The organism is Pseudomonas sp. P7759, from assembly GCF_013386445.1.
GTDB lineage: Bacteria > Pseudomonadota > Gammaproteobacteria > Pseudomonadales > Pseudomonadaceae > Aquipseudomonas > Aquipseudomonas azotoformans_A.
Genome location: NZ_JACART010000006.1, coordinates 413,947 through 427,930, shown reverse-complemented (window position 1 = coordinate 427,930; position 13,984 = coordinate 413,947). Strand labels below are relative to the sequence as shown.

The window sequence follows — 13,984 nt, the reverse complement described above, 5'->3', positions numbered from 1 at the left end:
AGGCCTATCCAGAAGATCGCCCACCGCCTTGATCGTGATCAGATGAACATATCCACAGGGACCTTGAAGAACTCCGCCAGCCAACGAATCTGCCGAACGTTCAGCTGGCGTTTTCCACTCAGGATTTCTGAAACAACCGACTGAGCGCCGACCCCAGGCAGGTCACTTTGCGTCAAGCCATGCTCCTGCATCATTGAGCGCAATACATCGACACCGCTCGCCTCAGGTATTGGCCAATGCTCTAAGTCGTAGGCCTCAACCCAGTCACCGATGATATCGACCAGCCCCATCAGCGGATGGGTTTCATCGTCCCCCACGATATCCAGCAATTCATCGAGTGCCTCTACCAACACATCGTAATCAGCCTCGGTTTTCGGCTTACGCAACAAGGGTGATACGAACTGCCAATGCTCGGCGACTTGCTCGATCAATACACTCATTTTTCCCATGACTCCTTCCATTTACCCTTGTCGTATTCACGATGGTCCAAAACATGCCGGATATAGAGGCGCTGCATTCGATAGCGCACGATGGCAACAAGGCGGAGCTTGTTACCTCCAATATTGAACACATGCAGTGCCCCAACTTTATCCACAGCAGGGAAAACGGCTCTCAACGTCGCAAAATCTTCAGGGCTGATGACTTTGACCTTTCGATGCCACTCATCCAGAGCACTGGCTGAGTGAGGCCATTTTTCCTTGGCATTTCGTATTTGCTTCGCACTGATCACTCGCATGCAACATCCCTATCGCATCTTGCTATGAAGGTTATACCCGAACACTGACTATCGCAATTTGCTATAGAGCCGATCGGACCGGTGGCGCTTTGTCGAGCACGCTTTCACAGCCTAGATAGGCGCGCGCAATCGACGCGCAAAAATCTGTGAGCATATGCAACTCCGCTTCAGAACTTGATAACACCTGCGCCCGACTCCACATTGAGCTTCACTGACTGCTTTCGTTGGAGCTCCACCATGTCCGAACCTCTCGTCATCCCCTGCCCCCACTGCAACGGGCTCAACCGCATCCCCGGTGAACGCCTGGGCGATGCGCCCAAATGCGGGCGCTGCAAGCAGCCGGTTTTACTGAACAAGCCGTTTGAGCTGAAGCAAGGCGACTACGCCAGCCAGGTCAAAGGCGATCTGCCGTTGCTGGTGGATGTATGGGCCGACTGGTGTGGCCCGTGTAAATCGTTTGCGCCGGTGTTCGAGCAGGCGGCCGGGCAGTTGGCGGGTAAGTGCCGGCTGGCCAAGCTGGACAGCGAGGCCAATCAGCAGTTGTCGGTGCAGTTGGGGATTCGCTCGATTCCCAGTTTGATTCTGTTCAAGAACGGCCGCGAAGTGGCGCGCCAGAGTGGGGCGTTTCCGTTGCCGCAGTTGATGGCCTGGCTACGCAGCCAGGGCGTGTAAATCGCCTCTAAGAACAACACCAACCTAATGTGGGAGCGGGCTTGCTCGCGAATGCGTGTGTCAGTCAATGCATAGGCTGAATGACACACTGCATTCGCGAGCAAGCCCGCTCCCACATTTTTTGACCGCGTTTTAGCCTCAGGCCTGCGGGACTTCACGGTCCATCATCTGGCCGACCAGCAGTACACCCAGTTCGCTCAATTGGTGGATCGCCAGTGCCACGTCGCGGTGTTCGCCGGTGAGGTCGTTGGACAAGTTGAGCAACAGGGTGCGGACGGAGGAGAAGGTTTCGTAGCTGTTGAGGACGAGGGTTTCGGTGGGGAGGTTGGGTGCCACATTGAAAAGATTAATAGACATGCATTTGTTCTCTGATAGGGCTGCCACCTTTTCGCTACTAAACGAAGGGCGGCAGCTGTACGCAGGTTAGTAGACCGGAGAACAAAGCAAAGACCGGCGCACCCGAAAGTGCCCTGCGCACAGCCACCATAAGATAGGCGATAAAACGCCATGCTTTTAGGGCGGTGTAAATGCTTTGGTCGGTTGGGCTACTAAACCCGATCACTGAACATTCAGTGACCGAAGAACCTTAAGAGACATCCCTCCAGACGCACAAGCCAGCGGATTCTGGAGTACCTGTAGGCAACGTTACAAGGCTTAACCCCTATAGCCAGACCCTTCCTACACCCCCTGTAAGAAGGATCGACATCAATCACGCGTTTTCCAGCAGGTTATGCAACTCCACAAACTGCTGCGTCAGCTTATGCCGTGGGTCCAGGTGGATCAGCGGCTTGCTCTCCTGGTGCGACTCACGCATGCGCACGGAGCTGGCCAGGTACACCGGCAATACCGGCAAGCCTTCTGCAATCAACTCATCAAGCATTTGCTGTGGCAAGGTCGCCCGGGCCTGGAACTGGTTGACCACGATGCCTTCCACTTCGAGGCCTTCGTTGTGGTCTTCCTTCAGCTCTTCGATTTCCGCCAGCAGGCCGTAGAGGGCTTGGCGCGAGAAGCTGTCGCAATCGAAAGGGATCAGCACGCGATCAGCGGCAATCAGCGCCGAAACCGCATAAAAATTCAGGGCTGGCGGTGTATCCAGGTAGATCCGGTCGTAATCCTCGCTCAGATCATCCAGCAGCTTTCGCAGCTTGTTGATCTTGTGCTTGGCCTCAAGCTTGGGCTGCAGGTCGGCCAATTCCGAGGTTGCGGTGATGACGTGCAGGTTGTCGAACGGGGTTTCGTAGATATCTACCTTGTTCTTCTTGGAAAACGGCCCGGAAGACAGGGTTTGCTTGAAAAAATCCGCGATACCCATGGGGATATCGTCGCCGGTCAGCCCCGTGAGGTACTGGGTTGAGTTGGCTTGTGCATCGAGGTCCACCAACAGGGTTCGATAACCTTCGCTGGCGCTGACTGCCGCCAGGTTGCAGGCAATGCTGGACTTGCCAACCCCGCCTTTCTGATTGAACACCACACGCCGCATGGAAAAACCTCCGTGTATCAATGAATGTCCGAGTGTAGAGGGCAAAAGCGCCTGTTAGCTACCTCGTTCATCCATGCACTGCTGCATCACGGGCGATGGGCGACTTGTCTGTCATACGCAACCGACAGATTAAAAAGAACGGTCCGACAATCCAATCAGGCCCCTGGTAAAGGACAATCTGTAAATCCTTTCCACTATTTTGTAATCAACCGTGCACAAATCTTTACCAAAGTTTGCTAGAACCCCACGGCACCGGGATAATGCGCGCCATTCGACTATTGCTCCCTGTCCCGGTATTCGGGGCCAAAAGTCGCACATGGAAGCCCGCAGGGGCGGGATAACTTCTCAGTGATCAACTTCAACATCGCCCAATGGCGCGCCTGGGCCCCAGGGCTCGATAGCGTGGACGACTGGCGCGCCTGGTGCCAGGCCCCGGTGTTGCTGCCCGCCAGCGATGCCAGCCCTGATGTGTCGTTCCTGCCGGCCATGCAGCGCCGCCGCCTGAGCCGCCTGGCGCGCATGGCGTTCAGCGTGGGCTGGCCACTGGCCGAGGGTTTGCAGGACCTGCCGCTGGTGTTTGTCTCCCGGCATGGCGAGACCCCGCGCACCCTCGACATCCTCAGTGACCTGGCCAACGACCAGCCGCTGTCGCCGACCCAGTTCAGCCTGTCGGTGCACAACGCGGTGATTGGCCTGTGGTCGATCCTGCGCAATGAAACCAGCGAAATGACCGCCCTCGCCGCCGCGGGCGATGGTCTGGAACACGGCATGCTCGAAGCCGCCGCCCTGCTCAACGAAGGTGCCCCGGCCGTATTGCTGGTGATCACCGAAGAACAGCCGCCCGAGGCGTATGCCAGCTGGATTGTCGACGTGCCCTTCCCCTACGCCCTTGGCCTGCTGCTAACGCCGGGCGACGAGTGGCAGCTGGAACTGAACAGCGGCACTGTCCAACCCACTCAAACCCAGTGGCCCCACGCCCTGAACCTGCTGCGCACCCTGCTCACCGAACAGGTCGCCTGCCAACATGCCTGGAAGAACCGTGTATGGAATTGGCAACGCAAGCCCTGAACGAAAAACCACGGGACGCCTACTACTGGCGCCTGTTCGCTACCGCCGCCAGCTTCGCGCTGTTCGGCTTCGGCGGCCTGTGCCTGCGTTTGCTGGTGTTTCCGTTGCTCAGTTGCCTGCCAGGGGACGCTGCCAAACACCGCAACCGCGCCCGCCACACGATCAGTTGGCTGTTCTGGTTCTTCATTCGCCTGATGCAGCGCGCCGGCGTGCTCACCTACAGCGTCGAAGGCGCGGAAAACCTCGGCCGCCCAGGCCAGATGATCATCGCCAACCACCCGTCGTTGATCGACGTGGTGTTCCTGATCGGCCTGGTGCGCCAGGCCAATTGCGTGGTCAAGCAAAGCCTGTGGCAGAACCCCTTCACCCGTGGGCCGGTGCGCGACGCGGGCTATATCAGCAACGACGGCAGCGCCGAAATGCTTGATGCGGCGGCGGATGCCCTGCGCGGCGGCCAGACCCTGATCATCTTTCCCGAAGGCACCCGCACCACACCCGGCGCGGCGCCTGCCTTTCATCGCGGCGGCGCCGCCATTGCACTGCGCGGTGCGACAATCATCACCCCCGTGGTGATCAAGGTCAGCCCCACTACGCTGACCAAGGCCGAACCCTGGTATCGCATCCCAAAATGCCGCGTGCACTTCAGTTTGCGGGTGGGTGCCGATATAGAACCACAGGCGTTCGCATCAAAGGGGCCCGCGCCCCAGGCCTCACGCAAGCTCAACGATTACCTGCACCACTATTTTACTAAGGAGCTCGCCGAAGATGAGCGACCAACACCGCCTTGAGCACGACATAAAGACGCTGATCATCGAGGCCCTGGGCCTGGAAGACATCAGCGTCGACGACATCGGCAGCGAGCAGACCCTGTTCGGCGAAGGCCTCGGCCTGGATTCGGTAGACGCCCTGGAATTGGGCCTGGCGATCCAGAAAAAGTACGGCATCAAGATCGATGCCGACGCCAAGGACACCCGCAATCACTTCACCAACGTGGCCAGCCTTGCGGCGTTCGTCACGGCCAGACAGGCAGCTTGAGACCGGACCATGCAAACTCGTGACGATATTTTCAACACCTTGCGCGATGCCTTGGTGGAACTGTTTGAACTGCCGCCGGAACGCGTCACCCTTGACGCCAACCTGTACCAGGACCTGGAAATCGACAGCATCGACGCCGTCGACTTGATCGACCACATCAAGCGCCAGACCGGCAAAAAGATCGCCGCCGAAGAATTCAAGGCCGTGCGCACCGTCAACGACGTGGTTGAGGCGGTGTACCGTCTGGTCCAGCCTGCCGCATGAGCCGGCTGATCGGCCTTGGCCTGTTGTTGGCGGGGCTGCTGTACCCCTTTGCGGTGTATTACGGCACCGAACACTTCGCACCGTGGCAATTCGGCCTGCTGCTCGGCAGTTTGTGGCTGCTGCGCGCGCTGACCGGTGCGCGACGCCCCGGCAGCCGCTGGATGGCAGTGGCGGTGATCGTGTTCTGCCTGCTGCTGGCCTGGTTCGACAACCCGCACTTGCTGCGCTGGTACCCGAGCCTGGTCAGCGGGTTCATGCTGGCGTTGTTCGGCTTGAGCCTCAAATACGGCCCGCCGATGGTCGAGCGCCTGGCGCGCATGACCGACCCGGTGCTGCCCCCGCATGCCATTGTGTATACCCGCCAGGTCACCGTGGTGTGGAGCGTGTTTTTTCTGTGTAATGGCCTGCTCGCCGCCGCCCTCACCCTGTGGGCGCCGCTGAGCTGGTGGACGTTGTACAACGGCCTGATCGCCTACGGGCTGATGGGGCTGTTGTTTGCCGTGGAATGGCTGGTACGACAAAGGGTTCGAGGCCGCGTATGAATGGGTTGAAACTTGAGCACTTGCTGCTTGAGCCGCTGGAACAGCGTCCGGTCACCACCGAACCTGCAATGAATCATGCCCAGCTGTGGGAACAGTCCCTGAGCCTGGCCGCCGGCCTGCAAGCGCGTGGGATCCAGCGCATGGCCGTGTACCTGGAAGACGCCGGTCTGCTGGCGATTGCCCTGCTGGGCGCCTGGCGCGCCGGGGTCAGCGTATTGCTGCCCGCCGACCTGCAACCTCAGACCCGCCAACGCTGGGACGAGGCCGTCGATGCCTGGCTGACCGAAGCGGCAGACCTGGACGCGCTGTACCAGGCGCCACTGACCGCTGCCGCACTTGATCTGGACGCTTGCCACCTGAGCCTTTGCACCTCCGGTTCCAGCGGCGAGCCCAAGCGCATCGACAAGACCCTGCGCCAACTGGCCAACGAGGTCGAAGCCCTGGAAACCCTGTGGGGACCGGACCTCAAGGACGCCTGCATCATCGGCAGCGTCGCCACCCAGCATATCTACGGCTTGCTGTTCCGCGTGCTGTGGCCGCTGTGCGCTGGCCGTACCTTCGTGCGCAAGCAACTGGCCTTCCCTGAAGACTTGCAGCGCGCCAGCCGCGAGCAGGCCCGGTTCGCCTGGGTCGCCAGCCCGGCGTTGCTCAAGCGCATGGGCGACAACCTCGACTGGCCGGCGCTGAGCCAGGTGTCACGGGTGTTTTCCTCTGGCGGCGCATTGCCGGTGGAAGCCGCTGGCAGCCTGTACGACCGTTTGCAACAGTGGCCCACAGAAATCCTCGGCAGCTCGGAAACCGGCGGTATCGCCTGGCGCCAGGGTGCGCAGCCGTGGCAGCCGTTTGCCGACGTGCACCTGAGCCAGGACGCCGACGGCGCCCTGCGCATCGCTTCACCGTATCTGCCTGAAGGGCACGTCGAACAAACCGCCGACGCTGCGCGCATCCATGCCGATGGCCGTTTCGAGTTGCTCGGGCGCCTGGATCGCATCGTCAAGCTGGAAGAAAAACGCATCTCCCTGCCCATGCTCGAACACGCATTGATGACCCACCCGTGGGTCGCGGAAACGCGCCTGGGTGTGGTGCAGGAAAACCGCGCGTCCCTTGGCGCCCTGGTGGTGTTGAGTGCCGAAGGCCTGCACGCCTTGCGCAATCAGGGGCGGCGCACGCTCACCCAAACCCTGCGCCAACACTTGAGCCAACATTGCGAAGCCCTGGCGCTGCCGCGGCGCTGGCGTTTGCTGAGACAGTTGCCGCTGAACAGCCAAGGCAAACTGCCCCAGGCGCAGGTCGAGGCGCTGTTGTTGGCACCACGACCGAAAGCCCCGGAAGTACTGGAGCAGGTCGAAGCCGATGGCGAATGGACCTTGCAACTGAGCGTCCCGCCAGACCTGGCCTATTTCAGCGGGCACTTTCCGGTCACCCCAGTATTGCCGGGCGTGGTGCAGGTGGAATGGGCGTTCAACCTGGGCCAGCAACTGCTCGATTTACCGGCAACGTTTGCCGGGATGGAAGTGCTCAAGTTCCAGCAATTGGTCCGCCCCGGCGATGCAATAGAGCTGCATCTGCGCTTCGACCGGGAGCGCGGCAAGTTGTACTTCGCCTACCGCAACGGCGTCGCGGCCTGCTCCAGCGGCCGGATTTTGCTGGAGGCCGCGCATGCATAACCCCTGCGCCCTGATCCCGGTCTACAACCACGAAGCCGCCGTACCCGCCGTGGTCCGGAGTCTGTTGAACAGTGGCCTGCCCTGCCTGCTGGTGGACGATGGCAGCAGCCCGGCCTGCGCCGCCGTGCTGGCGCAATTGGCCACCTTGGAAAACGTCACGCTGCTGACCCTGCCCACCAACCAGGGCAAGGGCGGTGCCGTGATGGCCGGTTTCCGCGAGGCCGCACGCCTGGGCTTCAGCCACGCCCTGCAAGTCGACGCCGACGGCCAGCACGATCTGCGCGAGGTCGAGACCTTCCTCGACACCTCGCGCCGACATCCCGACGCCATTATCTGCGGCTACCCCGAATACGACGACAGCGTGCCCAAAGGCCGCCTGTACGCGCGCTACCTGACCCACGTGTGGGTATGGATCAACACCTTGTCGCTGCAAATCCGCGACTCGATGTGCGGCTTTCGCGTGTACCCGCTGGCGCCGGTGCTGGCACTGATGGACTCGGCCTACATCGGCACACGCATGGATTTCGACTCCGACATCCTGGTGCGCCTGGCCTGGCGCAACCAGCCGATGCGCTGGCTGCCGACCCAGGTGCACTACCCGGCCGACGGCCTGTCACACTTCCGGTTGTTCCGCGACAACGTACGCATCTCGGCCATGCACACCCGGTTGTTCTTCGGCATGTTGGTGCGCGCGCCGATGATCCTGTGGCGGCGGTGGCAGGCATGAGCGACAGCGGCAAACACTGGGCCGACCGCGAGGAACGCGGCAGCTATTGGCTGATGAAACTCACCGCCTTCGCCGCCAAGGTCCTTGGCCGCCGTCTGCTGAGCCCGGTGCTGTACGGCATTGTGTTGTACTTCTTCCTGTTTGGCCGCACCGCGCGCAGCAGCGCCTGGCAATACCAGCAGCGCCTGGCCGACTGGAGCGGGCGCGACGAGCTGCGCCCCAGCCACTGGAAAGTCTTCGGCCAGTTCATGGCGTTTGCCGACTCGCTGCTCGACAAACTCGACGTGTGGAACGGCAAGCTGCGCCTGGAGCAGATCGAGATCAACGACCCGGCGCAATTGCGCGGGCAACTACGCGGCGAGCGCGGGCAGATGCTGGTGGGCGCGCACCTGGGCAACCTGGAAGTGTGCCGCGCCCTCGCCGAGATTGGCGAGCAAGTCACCATGAACGTACTGGTGCACACCAAGCACGCCGAGCAATTCAACCGCCTGCTGGGCGAAGCCGGGGCAACCCACTTGCGCCTGATCCAGGTCAGCGAGTTGGACCCGGCCACCATGCTGCTGCTCAGCCAGCGCCTGGACGACGGCGAATGGCTGGCAATCGCCGGCGACCGCGTGCCGCTGCACGGCGGGCGCACGGTGCGCGTGGACTTCCTCGGCCACGACGCCGCCTTCCCCCAAGGCCCATGGCTGCTGGCCGGCCTGCTCAAATGCCCGGTGAACCTGCTGATGTGCCTCAAGCACAACGGCCGCTACCGCCTGAGCATTGAGCCGTTCGCTGAATTGATCGAATGGAAACGCAACACCCGCGAGCAGGTCATAGCCCTGTGGACCGCGCGCTACGCCGCACGCCTGGGCCAGTTCTGCCTGGAAGCGCCCCAACAATGGTTCAACTTTTACCCTTTCTGGAAGACCGATGACGACGCATCTTGAGCCGGTAACCTTTGGCGAACGCGCTTTGCGCATCGAAGACGTGCTGGCCCTGGCCAACCGTCAGGCGCCGACCCAATTGCAGGGCGACGCCGCGTATCGCCAGCGCATCGCCAAGGGCGCGCAGTTCCTCGATTCGCTGCTGGACAAGGAAGGCGTGATCTACGGCGTGACCACCGGCTACGGCGACTCCTGCGTAGTGGCCGTGCCGTTGCAGCACGTCGAAGCATTGCCGCGTCATCTGTACACCTTCCACGGTTGTGGCTTGGGCAAGTTGCTCGACGCCCAGGCCACCCGCGCGGTGCTGGCGGCGCGATTGCAGTCGCTGTGCCACGGCGTGTCCGGCGTGCGCGTGGAGTTGCTGGAGCGTCTGCAGGCGTTCCTCGAACACGACGTGCTGCCGCTGATCCCGGAAGAAGGCTCGGTGGGCGCCAGCGGTGATCTGACCCCGCTGTCCTACGTGGCCGCGACCCTGTCCGGCGAACGCGAAGTGATGTTCCGTGGCGAACGTCGCCAGGCGGCCGACGTGCACCGCGAGCTGGGCTGGGAACCGCTGGTGCTGCGCCCCAAGGAAGCCCTGGCCTTGATGAACGGCACCGCCGTGATGACCGGCCTGGCCTGCCTGGCCTTCGCCCGCGCCGACTACCTGCTGCAACTGGCCACGCGCATCACCGCGCTGAACGTGGTGGCGCTGCAAGGCAACCCGGAACACTTCGACGAACGCCTGTTCGCCGCCAAGCCGCACCCGGGGCAGATGCAGGTCGCCGCCTGGCTGCGCAAGGACCTGGCCATCGATGCACCGACCGCGCCGCTGCATCGCCTGCAGGACCGTTATTCGCTGCGTTGCGCGCCCCACGTCCTCGGCGTATTGGCCGACAGCCTGAACTGGCTGCGTTCGTTCATCGAGATCGAACTGAACAGCGCCAACGACAACCCCATCATCGACGCTGAAGAAGAGCGCGTGCTACATGGCGGGCATTTCTATGGCGGGCATATCGCCTTTGCCATGGACAGCCTCAAGACCCTGGTCGCCAACGTCGCCGACCTGCTGGACCGCCAGCTCGCGCTGCTGGTGGACGTGCGTTACAACCACGGGCTGCCGAGCAACCTGTCCGGCGCTCCGACTGACCGCGCCATGATCAACCACGGCTTCAAGGCCGTGCAGATCGGCACCAGCGCCTGGACCGCCGAAGCCTTGAAAAATACGATGCCGGCCAGCGTGTTCTCGCGCTCCACCGAGTGCCACAACCAGGACAAAGTGAGCATGGGCACCATCGCCGCCCGTGATGCGATCCGCGTGCTGGAGCTGACCGAACAGGTCGCCGCCGCCACGCTGCTCGCCGCCAATCAAGGCGTGTGGCTGCGCGCCCAGGCCGAAGATGCGCGACCGTTGCCGCCCGCATTGGCGGCGATGCACGAAGAGCTGGCCAGGGACTTCCCACCCGTCATTGAAGACCGCGCCCTCGAAGGTGAGCTGCGCCTGTGCCTGCAACGTATTGCCGAGCAACACTGGAGGCTGCATGCGTAGCCAGGGCGTGCTGCATTGCGACACTGAAATCCTCGTGCCGTTTTTTGACGTCGACACCATGAATGTGGTGTGGCACGGGCATTACGTGAAGTACCTGGAAGTGGCGCGCTGCGCGTTGCTGGACAAGATCGGCCACAACTACACGGCAATGCTCGACTCCGGCTACGCCTGGCCGGTGATCGACATGCAGCTGCGCTACGTGCGCGGCGCGGTGTTCGGCCAGACCCTCAACGTGCGCGCCAGCCTGGTGGAGTGGGAGAACCGTTTGAAGGTCAATTACCTGATCACTGACCTGGCCAGCGGCGAGCGTCTGACCCGCGCCAGCACCGTGCAGGTGGCGGTGGAAATCGCCAGCCGCGAGATGCAGTTGGCCTCGCCCAAAGTATTCACCGACGCCGTCGAAAAGGCCCTGTCATGAAATGGATCACCTTTCTGGGTGCGCTGCTGCTGTCGCTGCAAGCCCACGCCTTCGATCTGCAACAGCTCAGCGAGCAGTTGGCCAAACACAGCGTGATCCACGGCAGCTTCACCCAGGAAAAACACCTGCGCGCCCTGCCCCAGCCCTTGGTCAGCAAAGGCACCTTCGTCCTCGCCAAGGACCACGGCCTGCTGTGGCTGCTGAAAACCCCATTGCAACAGGACTACCGCATCAGCGCCCAGGGCATTGCCCGCCGTGACGCCAATGGCTGGCAACTGCTGCCGAACAAGAGCGCCGGCGCCGAGCAGAATCGCCTGTTCCTCGCCGTGCTCCAGGGCGACAGCAGCGGCTTGCAGCGTGACTTCGACTTGCAGCTGCAAGGCGAGGCGAAGCAATGGAAGCTCACGCTGATCCCGCGTTCACTGTTGCTCAAGCAGGTGTTCACCCAGATCAACATCGACGGTGGCGACTTGGTGCAGACCATCGAACTGCTGGAAACCCAAGGCGACAGCACTGTTTTGCGCATGCAGGACAGCACCGCCGGCCAACCCCTGAGCGAAGCGGAGCAACACGACTTTGCCCAGTGAGCGCCTGCTGCCGCGCCTGTTCCTGATCCTGCTGGTGGCCGTACTGGCCCTGGCCGGCTGGCAGTGGCGCCATGGCGCGCCGTTGTCGGCCAACCTGATGGAACTGGTGCCGGGCAACACGCCGGACGCCCTGGAACAGCAAGCCGAACAGCGCATGCAGGAACCGCTGAACCGCGAGATGCTGGTACTGGTAGGCCATGCCGATCGCCAGCAAGCCGTGGCAGTCGCCCAACAATTGGGCGAGCGCTGGCAGGCCAGCGGGCTGTTTGAAAAAGTGCAGTGGAACCTGCAAGCCGACTTGCCGGCACTGCGCGAGCAATTGCTGCGCGGGCGCCTGGCGATGCTCTCGACCAAGGACCGCGAGCAGTTGATCGAACAGCCTGACGCGTTTATCCAACAGCGCGTGCAAGCGCTGTTCGACCCCTTTACCGGCTTCAGCCTGGTGCCGAGCCAGGACGACTGGCTGGGCCTCACCGGGCGTATCCAGAACAGCCAGCCGCAGCACGGCTCGGTGCAGCTGGATATCGGCAGCGGCGCGTTGATCGCCGATGCCGACGGCAAGAGCTGGGTACTGCTGCGTGCGCGCACCACCGGCAATGCCTTCGACATGAAACTGCCGCTGCAAGTGGCGGATTTGCTCCAGGCCAGTCGCGCGCAGGCCAGCGAACACGGCGCGCAATTACTCGCCGCCAGCGGCTTGCTCTACGCCGCCAATGGTCAGCAGCAAGCCACGCGGGAAATCACCTGGGTCGGCGGCGGCGCAACCGTCGGCATCCTGTTGTTGCTGTTGCTCGCCTTCCGCCGCTGGCGGGTGTTGCTGGCCTTTGTGCCGGTGCTGGTGGGCATGCTGTTTGGCGCGGTGGCCTGCGTGGCGCTGTTCGGCCATATGCACGTGATGACGCTGGTGCTGGGTTCCAGCCTGATTGGCGTGGCGGTGGATTACCCGCTGCATTACCTGTCGAAAAGCTGGAGCATGCAGCCGTGGCGCAGTTGGCCGGCGCTTCGCATCACCTTGCCGGGGTTGAGCCTGAGCCTGGCGACCAGTTGCATCGGCTACCTGGCGCTGGCCTGGACGCCATTCCCGGCATTAACGCAAATCGCCATCTTCTCAGCCGCCGGCCTGGTCGGTGCCTACCTGTCCGCCGTGTGCCTGTTGCCGGCGCTGCTCAAGGGCGTCGAGTTGCGCCCGGCGCAATGGCCGCTGCGCATCGCGCAATGCCTGTGGTTGGTGCGCGAATCGCTGCTCAAGCGCGTGCCGAGCGCGGTCCTGCTGGCGCTGGTGCTGCTGTTTTGCGCCGGTGGCCTGTGGCACTTGAACAGCAAAAACGATATCCGCCAATGGATCGGCGCGCCGCCGCAGCTGCTGCAAGAAGCACAGGCCGTGGCGCGAATCACCGGGTTCCAGCCCACCAGCCAGTTCTTCCTGGTACGGGCGGACAACCAGCAACAGCTGCTGGAGCGTCAGAGCGCGTTGGCGCAGCGCCTCGATCAGTTGGTGAACATGGACAAGCTCCAGGGCTACCTGGCGCTCAATCAATTGGTCAGCCAGCCTGCCGAACAGCAACAACTGCGTGATGCGCTGAACAACCTGGCGCAACACTGGCAGCCGCTACTGGACCTCGGCGTACCCGCCAGCGCCCTGCAAGCTGAAGTCGCGCACCTGCAAGCGCTGCCCACCCAAGACATCGATGCCGCGCTGGCCGGCCCGATGGCCGAGCCTTGGCGCACGCTGTGGCTCGGCAAAGTCGAGGGCGGCGTGGCGGCCATGGTCAGCCTGCAAGGCTTGAACAACCCCGCCTTGCTGCGCGTACAGGCTTTGGATTTACCGGGCGTGCAACTGGTGGATCGCCTGGGCGACTTGAACCGGGTGTTCGCCGATACGCAGATCAGCGCCGCTGAATTGAAGTTGATGTCTTGCGTGCTGATCGTGTTGCTGCTGATCCTGCCGTTCGGTTTCGGCGGGGCCTTGCGCATCGTCGCCTTGCCGCTGCTGGCAGCCCTGTGCAGCCTGGCCAGCCTCGGTTGGCTCGGCCAGCCGCTGACGCTGTTCAGCCTGTTCGGCCTGCTGTTGGTCACGGCCATCAGCGTCGACTACGCGATCCTGATGCGCGAGCAAATCGGCGGTCCTGCGGTCAGTCTCTTGGGAACATTGTTGGCAGCAGTGACGACCTGGTTGTCGTTTGGGCTGCTGGCGGTGTCCAGTACACCGGCGGTGAGCAATTTCGGCTTATCGGTCAGCCTGGGCCTGGCATTCAGCTTTATGCTGGCACCCTGGGCCGGGCAACAGAAACACGCCTTATGAATGTGATTATCGCCAATGTGGCAAGGAGC

The 13,984-nt window shown here is 62.4% G+C and carries 17 protein-coding genes; 13 read left to right on the top strand and 4 right to left on the bottom strand.

All coding sequences use genetic code 11. The features are described 5' to 3' along the window. Nucleotides 1–38: 38 nt before the first annotated feature. On the bottom strand, nucleotides 39–440 hold the full coding sequence (locus HX823_RS07955; protein WP_038846491.1) for a type II toxin-antitoxin system HigA family antitoxin: 402 nt from the start codon (nucleotides 438–440) through the stop codon (nucleotides 39–41). Then, nucleotides 437–736, bottom strand: coding sequence for a type II toxin-antitoxin system HigB family toxin (locus HX823_RS07950; protein WP_016979221.1), 300 nt, complete (start codon nucleotides 734–736; stop codon nucleotides 437–439). Before HX823_RS07950 ends, HX823_RS07955 begins: the two co-directional genes overlap by 4 nt. A 237-nt stretch (nucleotides 737–973) precedes the next feature. Here HX823_RS07950 and trxC point away from each other — a divergent pair, with 237 nt between their 5' ends. Beyond that, the gene (trxC, locus tag HX823_RS07945; RefSeq protein ID WP_177074586.1) at nucleotides 974–1,408 is read left to right on the top strand and encodes a thioredoxin TrxC; all 435 of its coding nucleotides are present in this window, start codon (nucleotides 974–976) and stop codon (nucleotides 1,406–1,408) included. A 138-nt stretch (nucleotides 1,409–1,546) separates the two neighbouring features. Here trxC and HX823_RS07940 read toward each other — a convergent pair whose 3' ends face one another. Together HX823_RS07940 and HX823_RS07935 are read right to left on the bottom strand one after the other, a co-directional pair. Continuing rightward, complete coding sequence (locus tag HX823_RS07940; protein WP_177074585.1) at nucleotides 1,547–1,765, bottom strand: DUF6124 family protein; 219 nt, start codon at nucleotides 1,763–1,765, stop codon at nucleotides 1,547–1,549. Between the two features lie 352 nt (nucleotides 1,766–2,117). Next, nucleotides 2,118–2,888, bottom strand: a complete 771-nt coding sequence (locus tag HX823_RS07935; protein WP_177074584.1) for a ParA family protein — start codon at nucleotides 2,886–2,888, stop codon at nucleotides 2,118–2,120. Nucleotides 2,889–3,236: 348 nt separating this feature from the next. Here HX823_RS07935 and HX823_RS07930 point away from each other — a divergent pair, with 348 nt between their 5' ends. From HX823_RS07930 to HX823_RS07875, 12 genes are read left to right on the top strand one after another with little or no spacing between them, the layout of a single operon-like run. Then, the gene (locus tag HX823_RS07930) at nucleotides 3,237–3,956 is read left to right on the top strand and encodes a beta-ketoacyl synthase chain length factor (protein WP_038846469.1); all 720 of its coding nucleotides are present in this window, start codon (nucleotides 3,237–3,239) and stop codon (nucleotides 3,954–3,956) included. Further along, nucleotides 3,932–4,744 (top strand): 1-acyl-sn-glycerol-3-phosphate acyltransferase, encoded by an 813-nt coding sequence (locus tag HX823_RS07925; RefSeq protein ID WP_038846467.1) that lies wholly within the window; start codon nucleotides 3,932–3,934, stop codon nucleotides 4,742–4,744. The genes HX823_RS07930 and HX823_RS07925 overlap by 25 nt, the downstream gene beginning before the upstream one ends. After that, nucleotides 4,722–4,991 carry a phosphopantetheine-binding protein gene (locus HX823_RS07920; protein WP_014716603.1) on the top strand — a complete coding sequence of 90 codons (270 nt, stop codon included), beginning with the start codon at nucleotides 4,722–4,724 and terminating at the stop codon, nucleotides 4,989–4,991. Before HX823_RS07925 ends, HX823_RS07920 begins: the two co-directional genes overlap by 23 nt. A 9-nt stretch (nucleotides 4,992–5,000) precedes the next feature. Then, a complete protein-coding gene (locus HX823_RS07915) occupies nucleotides 5,001–5,255 on the top strand; it encodes an acyl carrier protein (RefSeq protein WP_003187949.1) in 255 nt (84 codons plus the stop codon). Continuing rightward, entirely contained in the window at nucleotides 5,252–5,797 is a 546-nt protein-coding gene (locus HX823_RS07910) for a hypothetical protein (protein WP_177074583.1), read from the top strand. Before HX823_RS07915 ends, HX823_RS07910 begins: the two co-directional genes overlap by 4 nt. After that, on the top strand, nucleotides 5,794–7,464 hold the full coding sequence (locus HX823_RS07905) for an acyl-CoA synthetase family protein (RefSeq protein ID WP_177074582.1): 1,671 nt from the start codon (nucleotides 5,794–5,796) through the stop codon (nucleotides 7,462–7,464). The genes HX823_RS07910 and HX823_RS07905 overlap by 4 nt, the downstream gene beginning before the upstream one ends. After that, complete coding sequence (locus HX823_RS07900; RefSeq protein ID WP_033897782.1) at nucleotides 7,457–8,191, top strand: glycosyltransferase family 2 protein; 735 nt, start codon at nucleotides 7,457–7,459, stop codon at nucleotides 8,189–8,191. Before HX823_RS07905 ends, HX823_RS07900 begins: the two co-directional genes overlap by 8 nt. Further along, complete coding sequence (locus HX823_RS07895) at nucleotides 8,188–9,123, top strand: glycosyl transferase (protein ID WP_177074581.1); 936 nt, start codon at nucleotides 8,188–8,190, stop codon at nucleotides 9,121–9,123. The genes HX823_RS07900 and HX823_RS07895 overlap by 4 nt, the downstream gene beginning before the upstream one ends. Next, complete coding sequence (hutH, locus tag HX823_RS07890) at nucleotides 9,107–10,648, top strand: histidine ammonia-lyase (RefSeq protein WP_177074580.1); 1,542 nt, start codon at nucleotides 9,107–9,109, stop codon at nucleotides 10,646–10,648. Before HX823_RS07895 ends, hutH begins: the two co-directional genes overlap by 17 nt. Beyond that, the gene (locus HX823_RS07885; protein ID WP_177074579.1) at nucleotides 10,641–11,066 is read left to right on the top strand and encodes a thioesterase family protein; all 426 of its coding nucleotides are present in this window, start codon (nucleotides 10,641–10,643) and stop codon (nucleotides 11,064–11,066) included. Before hutH ends, HX823_RS07885 begins: the two co-directional genes overlap by 8 nt. After that, nucleotides 11,063–11,653, top strand: a complete 591-nt coding sequence (locus tag HX823_RS07880) for an outer membrane lipoprotein carrier protein LolA (RefSeq protein ID WP_038846454.1) — start codon at nucleotides 11,063–11,065, stop codon at nucleotides 11,651–11,653. The genes HX823_RS07885 and HX823_RS07880 overlap by 4 nt, the downstream gene beginning before the upstream one ends. After that, complete coding sequence (locus HX823_RS07875) at nucleotides 11,643–13,955, top strand: MMPL family transporter (protein ID WP_177074578.1); 2,313 nt, start codon at nucleotides 11,643–11,645, stop codon at nucleotides 13,953–13,955. Before HX823_RS07880 ends, HX823_RS07875 begins: the two co-directional genes overlap by 11 nt. Nucleotides 13,956–13,984: the final 29 nt, after the last annotated feature.

What these genes read in the sequence shown, in the direction of transcription:
- HX823_RS07955 (WP_038846491.1), bottom strand. Translation starts at nt 440, where the DNA reads ATGAGTGTATTGATCGAGCAAGTCGCCGAGCATTGGCAGTTCGTATCA.
- HX823_RS07950 (WP_016979221.1), bottom strand. Translation starts at nt 736, where the DNA reads ATGCGAGTGATCAGTGCGAAGCAAATACGAAATGCCAAGGAAAAATGG.
- trxC (WP_177074586.1), top strand. Translation starts at nt 974, where the DNA reads ATGTCCGAACCTCTCGTCATCCCCTGCCCCCACTGCAACGGGCTCAAC.
- HX823_RS07940 (WP_177074585.1), bottom strand. Translation starts at nt 1,765, where the DNA reads ATGTCTATTAATCTTTTCAATGTGGCACCCAACCTCCCCACCGAAACC.
- HX823_RS07935 (WP_177074584.1), bottom strand. Translation starts at nt 2,888, where the DNA reads ATGCGGCGTGTGGTGTTCAATCAGAAAGGCGGGGTTGGCAAGTCCAGC.
- HX823_RS07925 (WP_038846467.1), top strand. Translation starts at nt 3,932, where the DNA reads ATGGAATTGGCAACGCAAGCCCTGAACGAAAAACCACGGGACGCCTAC.
- HX823_RS07920 (WP_014716603.1), top strand. Translation starts at nt 4,722, where the DNA reads ATGAGCGACCAACACCGCCTTGAGCACGACATAAAGACGCTGATCATC.
- HX823_RS07915 (WP_003187949.1), top strand. Translation starts at nt 5,001, where the DNA reads ATGCAAACTCGTGACGATATTTTCAACACCTTGCGCGATGCCTTGGTG.
- HX823_RS07910 (WP_177074583.1), top strand. Translation starts at nt 5,252, where the DNA reads ATGAGCCGGCTGATCGGCCTTGGCCTGTTGTTGGCGGGGCTGCTGTAC.
- HX823_RS07905 (WP_177074582.1), top strand. Translation starts at nt 5,794, where the DNA reads ATGAATGGGTTGAAACTTGAGCACTTGCTGCTTGAGCCGCTGGAACAG.
- HX823_RS07900 (WP_033897782.1), top strand. Translation starts at nt 7,457, where the DNA reads ATGCATAACCCCTGCGCCCTGATCCCGGTCTACAACCACGAAGCCGCC.
- HX823_RS07895 (WP_177074581.1), top strand. Translation starts at nt 8,188, where the DNA reads ATGAGCGACAGCGGCAAACACTGGGCCGACCGCGAGGAACGCGGCAGC.
- hutH (WP_177074580.1), top strand. Translation starts at nt 9,107, where the DNA reads ATGACGACGCATCTTGAGCCGGTAACCTTTGGCGAACGCGCTTTGCGC.
- HX823_RS07885 (WP_177074579.1), top strand. Translation starts at nt 10,641, where the DNA reads ATGCGTAGCCAGGGCGTGCTGCATTGCGACACTGAAATCCTCGTGCCG.
- HX823_RS07880 (WP_038846454.1), top strand. Translation starts at nt 11,063, where the DNA reads ATGAAATGGATCACCTTTCTGGGTGCGCTGCTGCTGTCGCTGCAAGCC.